This window comes from Pseudomonas sp. H1_G08 (assembly GCF_054681355.1).
Window position 1 is genome coordinate 2,381,816 of record NZ_CP162822.1, and the last position, 12,695, is coordinate 2,394,510.

Below are 12,695 nucleotides of genomic sequence, written 5' to 3' on the forward strand. Positions count from 1 at the left end.
ACGGCTAAACCTCCTGCAACGCTTTTATCTGTATATCCATACAGATAAAAGTTGCTCCCGCCGCGAACTCCCGCCATCCTGTGCCCTCTCCACACACTAACCAGCGATGGTAGCTATGCGGCTGTACCTCTGTGAAAAACCTTCCCAGGCCAAAGACATTGCGGCCGTACTCGGCGCCAAGCGTCGCGGCGACGGCTGCTGGTTGGGGACGGACGTCACAGTGACCTGGTGCATCGGCCATTTGCTTGAAACCGCGCCGCCGGACGCCTACGACGCGCGCTACAAACGCTGGGTGCTGGCCGATCTGCCGATCATTCCGGACAAGTGGAAAATGACCGTCAAGCCGCGCACTGCCAGCCAGTACAAAGCGGTAAAGCGCCTGCTCGGCGATGCCAGCGAACTGATCATCGCCACCGATGCCGACCGTGAGGGCGAGATGATCGCCCGGGAACTGGTCGAGCACTGCCGCTATCGCGGGCCGATCCGCCGCTTGTGGCTGTCGGCACTGGACGAGGCATCGATTCGCAAGGCGCTGGCAGCGCTGAAACCGGGCGCAGAGACGTTCAGCCTGTATCACTCGGCGCTGGGCCGTTCGCGGGCGGACTGGTTGATCGGCATGAACATGAGTCGACTGTTCACCTTGCTGGGCCGGCAGTCGGGTTATCAGGGCGTGTTGCCGGTAGGACGAGTACAAACGCCCACCCTGCGACTGGTGGTCGACCGCGACCGCAGCATCGCCGATTTCGTCCCCGTACCGTTCTGGGCAATCGACGTGGATTTGCTGCACAACGGAACGGCGTTTACCGCGCAATGGCGCGCGCCGTCGGACATTTGTGATGATCAGGATCGCTGCCTTAATCAGCCGTTGGCGCAACAAGCGGCGGCGGCGATCAGCAGTGCTGACAGCGCACGGGTGATCAAGCTGAAGACCGAGCGCATGCGCGAAGTGGCGCCGCTGCCCTTCGATCTTGGCACCTTGCAGGAAGTCTGCTCGAAAAAGCTTGGCCTTGGCGCGCAGGAAACCCTCGACATCGCCCAGGCCCTTTACGAAACCTACAAAGTCATCACCTATCCGCGCAGTGATTGCGGCTTTCTGCCGTTGAGCCAACACAGTGAGGCGCCATCGATCCTCACAGCGTTGCGCCAGGCCGATCCGAGCCTTGAAGCCTTGCAGGGTTATCTCGAACCGCAAAGGCGCTCGCGGGCGTGGAATGACGCCAAGGTCAGCGCTCACCACGGCATCATTCCCACCATCGCCGCGAAGAATCTTGAACGCCTGAGCGGCAAGCATCGTGCGGTGTACACACTGATTCGCGCGCGCTACCTGGCGCAGTTCCTGCCCAATCACGAATACGATCGCACCCAGGCCGATTTCGATTGCAACGGGCAGGCCCTGCGCGCGGTGGGCAAGCAGATCATCGAAGCGGGCTGGAAGCGCGCATTGCCCGAAGCACTGGCACCGGCCAGGGGCCGCGAAGCACCAGCACCGCAAACCTTGCCGACCCTCAGCCAAGGCGTCGAATGCGCTGTATCGAAAGTGAATCTCAAGCATCTGTGGACGCAGCCACCAAAACCCTACACCGAAGGCGATCTGATCAAGGCGATGAAAAACGTCGCCAAACTGGTCGAGGATCCGCTGCTCAAACAGAAACTCAAGGACACCACCGGCATCGGCACCGAAGCTACCCGTGCATCGATCATCCAAGGGCTGCTGGATCGCGGTTATCTGGTCAAGAACGGCAAGGCGCTGGCGGCGACACCTGCCGCGTTCAGCCTGATCGACGCAGTGCCTCGCGCGATCGCCGACCCTGGCACCACGGCGATCTGGGAACAGGCCCTGGACATGGTGCAGAGCGGCGAGATGAGTCTGGAAGAATTCGTGACCAAACAGGCCGCGTGGATGAGCAAGCAGGTCACCCGCTGCTCCGCCCTCAGCCTGACCATCAGCGGCCCGCCGCCTGCCGGCAAAGCCGCAGCGCCGTGGAAAAAAAAGCGCAAGTCGACTGCCAGCAAAACCGCCGGTACGCGCAAACGCACGGCGCGTCCGACGACTCGCTGAATCCCTCGCGGTTCCCTTCTCGACGTTGTCGAAACGGATCTTTTCTCATTCCAAAACAGCTTTGTCCGACAATATGTAGTGCTTGAAAATAATCACTACAAAACCGTTGACGGCGTCGTTTTGCTTTTGCATGATGAAGACGTTCCCCGATCGGGAGCACTGGTAACACGCTTGAGCAAACTCGTCTGACCGCCGAGTTGTTTTTTCCGGATACACGCTGCCCACAAGGCAGATTGAAGAAGCTGACCTGGCCTGAACGTCCAGTACAAGGACGAGAAGCGCTGGCGAAAATTCTCAAGACGCTTGTGGCCGACACTGGATTGTCGTCAAGGAGCCTCCCGGTTTTCGCTGCTTCTCCTCGTTGTGACGCTATTGCGTAGCAGTTATTCAACACGACTACATGCAACAGATGCACGACCCCGTACTTCACACGGGCGAACGCTGACGTCCTGGTTTCGGTGCCAGGGATCAACTAACCGATGGGCTACCTGTATTAGCGAATCAACTTTGAAAGATCACCAGACTGGTCAAGGGGCATAACAATGAATCTGAACAATCAACCCACCATCGAAGAACTGGCTCGTATGTTCGCGGCGCAGAAAGACAACCACGACAGCCATATTCTCTGGATCAGCAAGTCGGGGCAGGTGCACATCGACTGCCTGTCGCCCCACGCTGGCGAAGAAGAATTCGACCGCAACCACCAGAACCTGCTGGCCCGCCTGAAGATGTACCGCCGCGGCCACGGTTATGTCGGCAAGAAGGCTGCGGCCGACAAGGACTTCATTGGGAACGTGCTGCAAACGCTGAAACAGGCGTGGGATTCGATGCAGAACAAAAATGAAGTTCGGGTGATTGATCGGTTTTATTGAGTTGTAGATTATTTGACTAAGGGCCTGCTTCCGATTGGGAGCAGGCCCTTTGTTGTTCTTTTGAGTTATGCGGCGTGAGTGCCCCCGTCGCCCCTCACCCCAGCCCTCTCCCGAGGGAGAGGGAGCCGACCGAGTTGCCTCAGCTCAACCGTAGACCTGAATGACCGTGGCGATTATGAGTCAACGAAGCTCGTTCAGGTCGGCGTAACTTGACCAAACACCTCGGTCAGTCCCCTCTCCCGCTGGGAGAGGGTTAGGGTGAGGGGCTTTTCATGCCGAGCACCAGTTCCACAAACGCCAACGCCGCCGCGCTGTGATAATTATTCCTGCGCCGCAACAACGCCGCTCCCCGCTGCGGCGCCTCCCCTTCAACACGCAAGCGGCGCAACGCGCGGTCTTCGCTGGCAATCGCCTCGGGCAGCATGGTCGCCAGCGGCGCATGCCGCACCACTTCCAGCAGCGTACTCACCGAATTCACTTCAATCCGCACCTGCGGCGTAATCCCCTGCTCACGGAAATACTCATCCACCAATAACCGCGTAATGAAGCCCGGCGCCAGCAAGGCGAAATCCAGTGAAGCCAATTCCGTCGGCGTCAACACCGAAGGGCTGTCATAGAGCGGATGCCCAGGCCCGACCATGATCCCCAGCGTCTCGGTAAACGCCGGTAAGCATTCGATATCGGCATTGCGCACCGGCGTAAACGCGATCGCGACATCCAGCGAATCATCCGCCAGCCCTGCCTCGATGTCGTCCATCGACAGTTCGAATATTTCCAGATGAATCCCGGGAAACCGCGCCCTGTAATCACGCACCAACGGCCCGACCAGATACGCCATGAACGTCGGTGTCATCGCCAGGCGTAGCGTGCCGCGGGACAAGTCCTTCACGTCGTGCAAGGCGCGCTGCCCGGCCTCCAGCTCCACCAGCACGCGCCGTGCGCATTCAATGTAAGCCGCGCCTGCATCCGTCGGCTTCACCGTGCGTGAGGCGCGATCGAACAGGCTCACGCCGAGGGTCTCTTCCAGTTGCCGGATCTGTTGCGACAGGGTCGGCTGCGACACGTGCAGCGCTTCGGCGGCGCGGGTGAAGCCACCGTGATCGGCAACGGCGAGCAAATAACGCAAATGTCGCAACAGCATGAGGACACCATCTATAGGCAGGGCTTATGCGAAGCATTGTATATCGGTCTTGGACGCTATGAATCGACCGGCGCAACATTGTCTCCACACAAGCAAGCCAACCCCTGAAAGGAGTGACACCATGCAACAGTCCCACGCCTACAACGACAACAGCCTGGCTCTGACCACCCGCGTTGTCGACGCCAAGGCGAAAAAAGATCTGTCGTGGCAGGATCTCGCTGACGGCACCGGCCTCAGCCTGGCTTATGTCACCGCCGCCCTGCTCGGCCAGCATCCTCTGCCGGAAAATGCTGCTCAAGTGGTCGGCGACAAGCTTGATCTGAGCGCCGATGACGTCGCCGCTCTGCAGATCATTCCTTTGCGCGGCAGCCTCAGCGGCGTGCCGACCGATCCGACCATCTACCGTTTTTACGAAATGATCCAGATCTACGGCACCACGCTGAAAGCGCTGGTTCATGAACAGTTCGGTGACGGCATCATCAGTGCGATCAACTTCAAACTGGACATCAAGAAAGTCGAAGACCCGGAAGGCGGCTCCCGCGCCGTGGTGACGCTCGACGGCAAGTTCCTGCCGCTGCGCCCGTTCTAATGCGCCCGGCCCGCATCCTGCGTGCGGGCCATCTCATTTCTGCCACGAGGACACGCCCATGAAAGCCCTGATCGACGGCTTCCTGAAATTCCAGAACGAAGCCTTCCCGCAACGCAGCGAGCTGTTCAAACATCTGGCCACGACTCAGCAACCCGGCACGCTGTTCATCACCTGCTCCGACAGCCGCGTGGTGCCTGAGCTACTGACCCAGCAAGAGCCCGGCGAACTGTTCGTAATCCGTAACGCCGGCAATATCGTGCCCTCCTACAGCCCGCATCCGGGCGGGGTCTCGGCGACGGTGGAGTATGCAGTGGCGGTACTGGGGGTGACCGATATCGTGATTTGCGGCCACTCCGATTGCGGCGCAATGACGGCAATTGCCCAGTGCAAATGCATGGATCACCTGCCCGCCGTCAGCGGCTGGCTGCAGCATGCCGAGTCGGCGAAGGTAATGAACGAAGCGCGCGTGCATGGCAGCGACGCGGCGAAATTGAGCTCGATGGTGCGCGAGAACGTGATCGCGCAACTGGCGAATATCCAGACCCACCCGAGCGTTCGCCTGGCCCAGGAGCAAGGGCGGCTGAATCTGCATGGCTGGGTGTATGACATCGAGACCGGTTCGATCGACGCACTCTCTTCCGATCGTCGCACCTTTGTGCCGCTGGCCGAGCAACCTGAGACTTGCGCGATCAGCGCGCAAGCCAGCCACGCTGCCTGACTCCCCACAGTGATCGTTCCCACGCTCTGCGTGGGAACGATCAACAGATCAGCGTTTCACCCTGAGATCAACCTGAGTCATCCGGCTACGCACGGTAAACACGCCATCCCCGGAAAGAATCGCACTGCGCGCAAACAGGCGCCCGCTCTCCCAGTTCGAAAGACCCAGCTCAGGCTTGTTCAACGCGTACTGACCATCGACCCAACGGGTGATGCCGTTGCCTACGAACGGCGCATTCACTGCGTTGTAGAAACGTTCCTGAACCGCCGCCGCCTCGCTGATCAACGACACGGTGAATTGCGGGCTGTAGCGGTTGAAGAGCGCAATCGCCTGATCCAGATCGTCGACAATCATCAGGCTGACTTCCGGGGTTTCTTCCCATTCCCACTCGCGGCCCAGCTCCGACTCGGGCAAAGACTCGGCCAGCGCTTCGGTCTGGTAACCCTCGGCGCGATAAACCTCGACTGTTGCGTTCTGCCATTCGCTTGGCAGGCAACTTTCACTGCCCGCGACGATGTGCAATTTGCAGCCTTGGCCGCGCGCAGTACCGGCGTCTTTCAAGGCATCGAGGAACAGCGGCACCAGCTCATCGGCGCGTTCGCGCTGAATCAGGCAGACGTTCAGGGTATTGCAGACCTTGCGGTCCAGCGAGTTGCGCACCACTGCCGCGAAGCGAGTGGCGTCGGCGTCACGGTCGGCGATCAGCCACGCGCCGCCGGTGCCGTGCAGGCTGACGGCAGTGCCGGCCTGCTGAGCAATGCTGCCCAACTGACTGACCGCACGGCCCGAGCCGCGCGCCACCGCCAGCGACAGACGCCGATCGGCGAACATCGCCCAACCGGCAGCATGATTGACACTTTCGACCAACGACACTGCGCCAACCGGCAAGCCGGCTTCGGCCAGTGCTGGATTCAGCGCGTGAGTGACGATGGCTTGCGCAGTGCCCAACGCATCGCTGCCGATGCGCAGCACAGCCGTATTACCGGTGCGCAACACCCCGGCGGCGTCGGCAAATACGTTGGGCCGGCCTTCGAAGACAAACGCGACGATGCCCAGCGGCGAGACCACTTGCTCAACCTTCCAGCCATCGTGCTCGACACTGCTGATCACTTTGCCCCGGGTCGGTGACGCATCACGCCAGGCGCGCAGCCCGGCGATCATGTCGCGGCGCATGCGTTCATCAGCGAGCAAGCGTGTGGTCGAGCGACCGCGCGCCTTCGCCCGCTCGATGTCGGCGCGGTTGGCGGCTTCGATCTGCGTCCAGCATTCAGGACTTTCCAGGCGCTGAGCAAACAGATCGAAGAACCGGCTGATGGCTTCATCGGACACCGCCGACAACGCGGTGAATGCCGCAGCCGCACGCTCGATTGCCACCGAGGCGGCCTGTTGATCGGCCACGGGGATCAGCAACAACTCGCCACTGACCTGCTCGACCAGCAAATGGTCACCGGGCTGAAACCGCGCGGCCAGCTCGGGGCTGACCACGGTGACGCGGTTACCAGCGAAAGGGATCGGCGTGCCAGCGACTAGACGTTCGAGCGCAAGAGACATGAAGCGGATTCACCATGCAGAGGGCGGCCGGAAAATGTATAGAACACGATCCTGCAAAGCAACACTGCACCCTGTGGGAGCGAGCCTGCTCGCGAAAGCGTCCGATCAGACGACATCGATGCTGAATGTGCCGACCTCTTCGCGAGCAGGCTCGCTCCCACAATGGAAATACTGGTGTGTCTTCAGAACACCGACCAGCCAATCCTTGAGCTCAGCAACTCCAGCGCCGCCATCCCCGCCAGCGAGTTGCCGGCCGCATTCAACTCCGGCGACCACACGCACACGCTGAACTGCCCCGGCACCACCGCAACGATACCGCCGCCGACCCCGCTCTTGCCCGGCAGGCCGACGCGATAAGCGAAGTTGCCCGCCTCGTCATACAGACCGCTGGTGGCCATGATCGAGTTGACCTGCTGGGTCTGGCGGCGCGTCAGGATCTGCTCGCCGCTGTGCTTGCAGAACCCGTCATTGGCCAGAAAGCAGAACGCCCGGGCCAGATCGATGCAGTTCATGCGCAGCGCGCAGTGGCTGAAATAGCTGCGCAACACCGCTTCGACATCGTTGTGAAAGTTGCCGAACGACTGCATCAGATAGGCCATCGCGGCATTGCGCGCGCGGTGCTGGTATTCGGAGTCGGCGACCTTGCCGTCGATCATGATTTGCGGGTTGCCCGACAGACGCCGGACGAAGTCGCGCATCGACAGTGTCGGCGCGGCGAAGCGCGACTGGTTGATGTCGCAGATCACCAGCGCACCGGCATTGATGAACGGATTGCGCGGGCGGCCGCGCTCGAATTCCAGTTGCACCAGCGAGTTGAACGGCTGGCCGGACGGCTCGTGGCCGAGCCGTTCCCAGATCGCTTCGCCGGAATGATCGATGGCCTGCACCAGGCTGAACACCTTGGAAATACTCTGCACCGAGAACGGCGTTTCAGCGTCGCCGGCGCAATACATTTCGCCATCGTTACTGTACACGGCGATGCCCAACTGGTTGGCCGGCACCGTGCCGAGGGCGGGAATATAGTCAGCAACTTTGCCCTGCCCGATCAGGGGCCGGACGGCGTCAAGGATCTCGTTCAACAGCGCTTGCATGCCGGGTTCCGAAAGTCTCGCCCCATGGGATCGCGGGGACACTGGGGCTAGACGCTGCGCCCGCCGGTCGCATCACACCGGCAAGCATCCAGCAGAATGTTCTAGGCTGAACCGGACCATTCAGACACAGGAGAGCACCATGCACCTCGAAGGCTCCTGCCATTGCGGCGAAGTCACGTTCAGCCTCGACAGCGCCCATCCTTATCCCTATCAACGCTGCTACTGCTCAATCTGCCGCAAGACCCAGGGCGGCGGCGGTTATGCGATCAACCTTGGCGGCGACGCGACCACTCTCAAGGTTCGCGGACGCAAAAACATCAGCGTCTACCACGCCAAAATGAAAGCCGACGGCGACAAGCGCGCCCATCGCAGCAGCGCCGAACGCCACTTCTGCTCGCTGTGCGGCAGCGGCCTGTGGCTGTTCAGCCCGGAGTGGCCAGAGCTGATTCACCCATTCGCCTCGGCGATCGACACGCCACTGCCGGTGCCGCCGGAACACACGCACCTGATGCTTGGCTCGAAAGCGCCGTGGGTCGAGGTGGAGGCGAAGCCGAAGGATCAGCAGTTTGATGAATATCCTGAAGAATCGATCGCCCAGTGGCATGAGCGACTCGGTGTAACTCGCTGAACACCGCGCCCTTCGCGAGCAGGCTCGCTCCCACATTTGGAATGCGATCCCCTGTGGGAGCGAGCCTGCTCGCGAAGGGACCGGGTCACGCAATATCAATCAATCCAGATGCGCCCAGGTCATCCTGAACAACGCCCCGCCCCACACCGATTCGCCAACCTCAACCTGCCCGCCATGGGACTGCGACACCCGCCGCACCAGCGCCAGGCCCAGTCCGAAACCACCGGTGCGCCGATCACGGCTGGCATCCAGTCGGGAAAACGGTTCGAAGATTTTTTCCCGTCCCTCCAGCGGCACACCCGGCCCGTCATCGCTGACCCGCACTTCATAGTCATTGCCGTTGCGCAGCAGCGACACCTCGACGCGCTGCTCGGCGTAGCGAATGGCATTGCGTAAAAGGTTGATCACCGCCCGCGCCATGAAGCGCGGTTCGATGCTTACAGTGTCGACCTGGCAATCGGTGATCGACAGCTGCACGCCCACTGCTTCGGCCTCAAGCGCCACACTGCCGACGACGCTGTCGAGCCAGTCGGCCGCATGAATATTCTCCCGTTTGATCACTGTCGCGCCGTGCTCGAGGCTGGCGTAGGTCAGCAATTCCGAGACCATCTCCTCCAGCTCACCGAGGTCGGCGTACATGTCGGCGATCAGCTCGCGATTCTGGCTCGCGTCGGGTTGCTGTTTGAGCTGATCAAGTTCGAACGAAAGCCGCGCGATTGGTGTGCGCAGTTCGTGAGACACGGCGTTGGTCAGCTCGCGCTGATTGGCAATCAGCCCCTCGATGCGCGCCGCCATCAGATTGAAGTGCTCGGCCAGATCGCGGATGTTCGAGCGCCGCGACAACTGGATGCGCACCGACAGATCGTTGTCGCCGAAACGCTCGGCCGCCAGCCGCAGCTTTTCCAGGTCGCGCCAGTGCGGGCGCACCCAGAAAAACAGAACGATGCCGATCAACACCGCGAGCATCATGTACGCCGCGGTGATGTAGAACGGCATCAGGCTCGGCTCTGGCGGCAGCTTGATGCTGAGCAACTGCGAGCCACCATCGATGTTGCTGATGAACTGCGTGTAATCGTCGCGGATCACCAACAGGTTCCGCGCGAGCTCGGCTTTTTCCTGCGGTGTGAGGGCCAGTTGATCGGCCTCGACCAGACTCAGCGACAGACCGTAATGCGCACGCAATGAATCGAGTTTCTGTTCACGCTCGGCGCCCTGGCGGCCTTGCAGATGATCGACCAGCGACCACGCCTGACCGCGCACGGCTTCACGGTTGTAATCCTGCGTCTGGCTGTCGAGCAACGCGTTGAAGGTGTGTTCGACCGTCTGCAACGCCAGCACCAGACCCACTGTCATCACCAGAAACAGCCCGAGGAACAAACGCAGCATCTACAACTCCCACGCGAACGGATTGAACAGATAGCCCTTGCCCCACACGGTCTTGATGCACACCGGCTCGCGAGGGTTGTCCTTGAGCTTGTTGCGCAACTTGCTGATGTAGACGTCGACGCTGCGATTGAGGCCGTCGAAAGCGATGCCGCGCATGCGATTGAGAATGTCATCGCGGGAAAGAATCTTGCCCGCCGCGCTGGCGAGCAACCAGAGCAATTCGAACTCCATGGTGGTCAGCTCGATCAGCTCACCGGTCAGGCGCACTTCCCGGCAACTGCGGTCGATGCTCAATTGCCCGAACTCAAGGAAACTGACGACGCTGGTGTCCGGCGTCTGCCGCCGTTGCAGCGCCCGCAGCCGCGCGAGCAATACCGGCGGCTTGATCGGTTTGATCACGTAATCGTCAGCGCCGGACTCCAGACCGAGGATGTGATCGAGGTCGTCTTCCTTGGCGGTGAGGATCACGATCGGCGTGTCCGAGACACTGCGAATTTCCCGACAGACCTGCAAACCGCTCTGCCCCGGCAACATCAGGTCGAGCACCAGCACTTTCGGCTTGAATTCCAGGAATGCAGCCATGGCGAGATCGCCGCGAGGCACCGTGCGCACCTCGTAGCCGTGTTGTTCAAGAAAGTGTGCGATCAGTGCGGCGAGACGCTCATCGTCTTCGACCAGCAGGACTTTGCCAAAACCCAGGTTATCCATAACGATCGTTGCCAAGCCAAACGTGGAAGGGCCGATATTATGCTGGCATTCATCAAACAGGCGATGACGGCAGACAGCAAAAACCGGCCACTTGGGCCGGTTTTCGGTGATGTTTCATACTTTTAAGATTTTTTTACAATCCGACAATGATGTCCGATTGAATTGCGGACCTCTGTAGGAGCTGCCGAAGGCTGCGAACTTTTGATTTTCGATTTGTAAAAACAAGATCAAAAGATCGCAGCCTGCGGCAGCTCCTACCCGATCATGCGGCGACCGGCACGCCGCTGTGGAAGCGGAACTCCTCGTCCGGCGATTCGATCAGTTCCTGCTCGGCCACACGGACGCGCTCGATCACCTGCGCGACATCCTTGGCATCACCATACTGATAGGCCAGTTTCAGATAACCCTGAAAATGCCGCGCCTCGCTTTTCAGCAAACCGAAATAGAACTTGCCCAGTTCTTCGTCCAGATGCGGCACCAGTGCTTCGAAGCGTTCACAGCTGCGCGCTTCGATGAAGGCACCAACCACCAGCGTATCCACCAGTTTCACCGGTTCGTGGCTGCGCACCACTTTGCGCAGGCCCGAGGCGTAACGGCCGGCGTGCAGCTGACGCAGCTCGATCTTGCGCCGTTTCATGATGCGCATGACCTGCTCGTGGTGCACCAGTTCTTCCCGGGCCAGGCGTGACATCATGTTGATCAGGTCGACATGGGCGTGGTACTTGGCAATCAGGCTCAGCGCCGTGCTGGCGGCCTTGAACTCACAGTTCTTGTGATCGATCAGCAGGGTTTCCTGATCGGCCAGTGCCGCCTGGACCCAGGCGTCGGGCGTGCGGCAGCCAAGGAATTCGTGGATTTCGGGAAGGATCATGGGGCTCACGGTAAAAAGGTGTTCGAGCGAAGGGCGCCGATTATACCGGCCTGCCCGCAGACCACCAGCGGCGGCTGTTGATATGCATCAAGTCGCAGACGTTCGGGTAGCAACTATAGTTGTGCAACGCCGTGCCTTTTCTTTGCTGGAGACTCCGCTCATGCAAGCCATTCGCAGCATTCTGGTGGTCATCGAACCTGAACATGCAGAAAGCCTGGCGCTCAAACGCGCCAAGCTGATCGCCGGTGTTACCCAGGCCCATCTGCATTTACTGGTGTGCGACAAGAAGCATGACCATGCCGGCCTGCTCAGCGTGCTCAAGGCTGCATTGCTCGCCGAAGGGTACAGCGTGACCACCGAACAGGCGTGGAACGAGAGCCTGCACGAAACCATCATCGATGTGCAGCAGGCCGAGGGTTGCGGCCTGGTGATCAAACAGCACTTCCCCGACAGCTCGCTGAAAAAAGCCCTGCTGACCCCGGCCGACTGGAAGCTGCTGCGCCACTGCCCTACCCCGGTGCTGCTGGTGAAAACCGCCGGTTCGTGGAAGGACAAAGTGATTCTGGCTGCGGTCGATGTAGGCAATGCCGACGGTGAGCACCGGCATTTGCACAGCACCATCATCGATCATGGCTACGACATCGCCAGTCTGGCCAAGGCGCATCTGCACGTGATCACCGCGCATCCGTCGCCGATGCTCTCGGCGGCAGACCCGACGTTTCAGCTCAAATCGACCATAGAAGCCAAATACCGCGAGCAGTGCCGGGCGTTTCAGGCGGAGTTCGATGTCGATGACGAGCACCTGCACATTGAGGAAGGCCCGGCGGATGTGTTGATCCCGTTCATGGCGCACAAGCTCCAGGCGGCAGTAACGGTAATTGGCACGGTGGCGCGCAGTGGTTTGTCAGGTGCGTTGATCGGCAATACGGCGGAAGCGGTGCTGGATACGCTCGAAAGCGATGTGCTGGTGCTCAAGCCGCAGGAGGTTGAGGATCATCTGGTGGAACTGGCCGTGAAACATTAAGAGCAAAAGATCGCAGCCTTCGGCAGCTCCTACAGGTAGAACGCATTCCCATGTAGG

General features: G+C 60.4%; 12 protein-coding genes. 6 read left to right on the forward strand and 6 right to left on the reverse strand.

Annotated features, from left to right (window positions below):
- The first annotated feature begins 115 nt into the window (after positions 1–115).
- Positions 116–2,059 (forward strand): DNA topoisomerase III, encoded by a 1,944-nt coding sequence (locus AB4N85_RS10735; RefSeq protein WP_460067991.1) that lies wholly within the window; start codon positions 116–118, stop codon positions 2,057–2,059.
- 542 nt (positions 2,060–2,601) lie between these two features.
- A complete protein-coding gene (locus AB4N85_RS10740) occupies positions 2,602–2,931 on the forward strand; it encodes a hypothetical protein (RefSeq protein WP_252867787.1) in 330 nt (109 codons plus the stop codon).
- Positions 2,932–3,184: 253 nt separating this feature from the next.
- Here AB4N85_RS10740 and cynR read toward each other — a convergent pair whose 3' ends face one another.
- Positions 3,185–4,072, reverse strand: coding sequence for a transcriptional regulator CynR (cynR, locus tag AB4N85_RS10745; RefSeq protein ID WP_252867788.1), 888 nt, complete (start codon positions 4,070–4,072; stop codon positions 3,185–3,187).
- 121 nt (positions 4,073–4,193) lie between these two features.
- Between cynR and cynS the strand changes: the two genes are divergently transcribed.
- Together cynS and AB4N85_RS10755 are read left to right on the forward strand one after the other, a co-directional pair.
- Positions 4,194–4,661, forward strand: a complete 468-nt coding sequence (cynS, locus tag AB4N85_RS10750) for a cyanase (protein ID WP_252867789.1) — start codon at positions 4,194–4,196, stop codon at positions 4,659–4,661.
- Between the two features lie 58 nt (positions 4,662–4,719).
- On the forward strand, positions 4,720–5,379 hold the full coding sequence (locus AB4N85_RS10755; protein WP_071172780.1) for a carbonic anhydrase: 660 nt from the start codon (positions 4,720–4,722) through the stop codon (positions 5,377–5,379).
- Between the two features lie 48 nt (positions 5,380–5,427).
- Here AB4N85_RS10755 and AB4N85_RS10760 read toward each other — a convergent pair whose 3' ends face one another.
- A complete protein-coding gene (locus tag AB4N85_RS10760; RefSeq protein ID WP_252867790.1) occupies positions 5,428–6,930 on the reverse strand; it encodes an aldehyde dehydrogenase family protein in 1,503 nt (500 codons plus the stop codon).
- Between the two features lie 182 nt (positions 6,931–7,112).
- Complete coding sequence (gene glsB / locus AB4N85_RS10765; RefSeq protein ID WP_024013269.1) at positions 7,113–8,021, reverse strand: glutaminase B; 909 nt, start codon at positions 8,019–8,021, stop codon at positions 7,113–7,115.
- A 139-nt stretch (positions 8,022–8,160) separates the two neighbouring features.
- Here glsB and AB4N85_RS10770 point away from each other — a divergent pair, with 139 nt between their 5' ends.
- The gene (locus tag AB4N85_RS10770; RefSeq protein WP_095180247.1) at positions 8,161–8,649 is read left to right on the forward strand and encodes a GFA family protein; all 489 of its coding nucleotides are present in this window, start codon (positions 8,161–8,163) and stop codon (positions 8,647–8,649) included.
- Positions 8,650–8,748: 99 nt separating this feature from the next.
- On the opposite strand, the gene AB4N85_RS10775 is transcribed toward AB4N85_RS10770, so the two are convergent.
- The 3 genes from AB4N85_RS10775 to AB4N85_RS10785 form a co-directional block, all read right to left on the reverse strand.
- Entirely contained in the window at positions 8,749–10,035 is a 1,287-nt protein-coding gene (locus AB4N85_RS10775) for an ATP-binding protein (RefSeq protein WP_252867791.1), read from the reverse strand.
- The gene (locus AB4N85_RS10780; protein WP_252867792.1) at positions 10,036–10,743 is read right to left on the reverse strand and encodes a winged helix-turn-helix domain-containing protein; all 708 of its coding nucleotides are present in this window, start codon (positions 10,741–10,743) and stop codon (positions 10,036–10,038) included.
- 262 nt (positions 10,744–11,005) lie between these two features.
- On the reverse strand, positions 11,006–11,614 hold the full coding sequence (locus AB4N85_RS10785; protein ID WP_056789213.1) for a MiaE family protein: 609 nt from the start codon (positions 11,612–11,614) through the stop codon (positions 11,006–11,008).
- Between the two features lie 160 nt (positions 11,615–11,774).
- Between AB4N85_RS10785 and AB4N85_RS10790 the strand changes: the two genes are divergently transcribed.
- Complete coding sequence (locus AB4N85_RS10790) at positions 11,775–12,638, forward strand: universal stress protein (protein WP_041480840.1); 864 nt, start codon at positions 11,775–11,777, stop codon at positions 12,636–12,638.
- Positions 12,639–12,695: the final 57 nt, after the last annotated feature.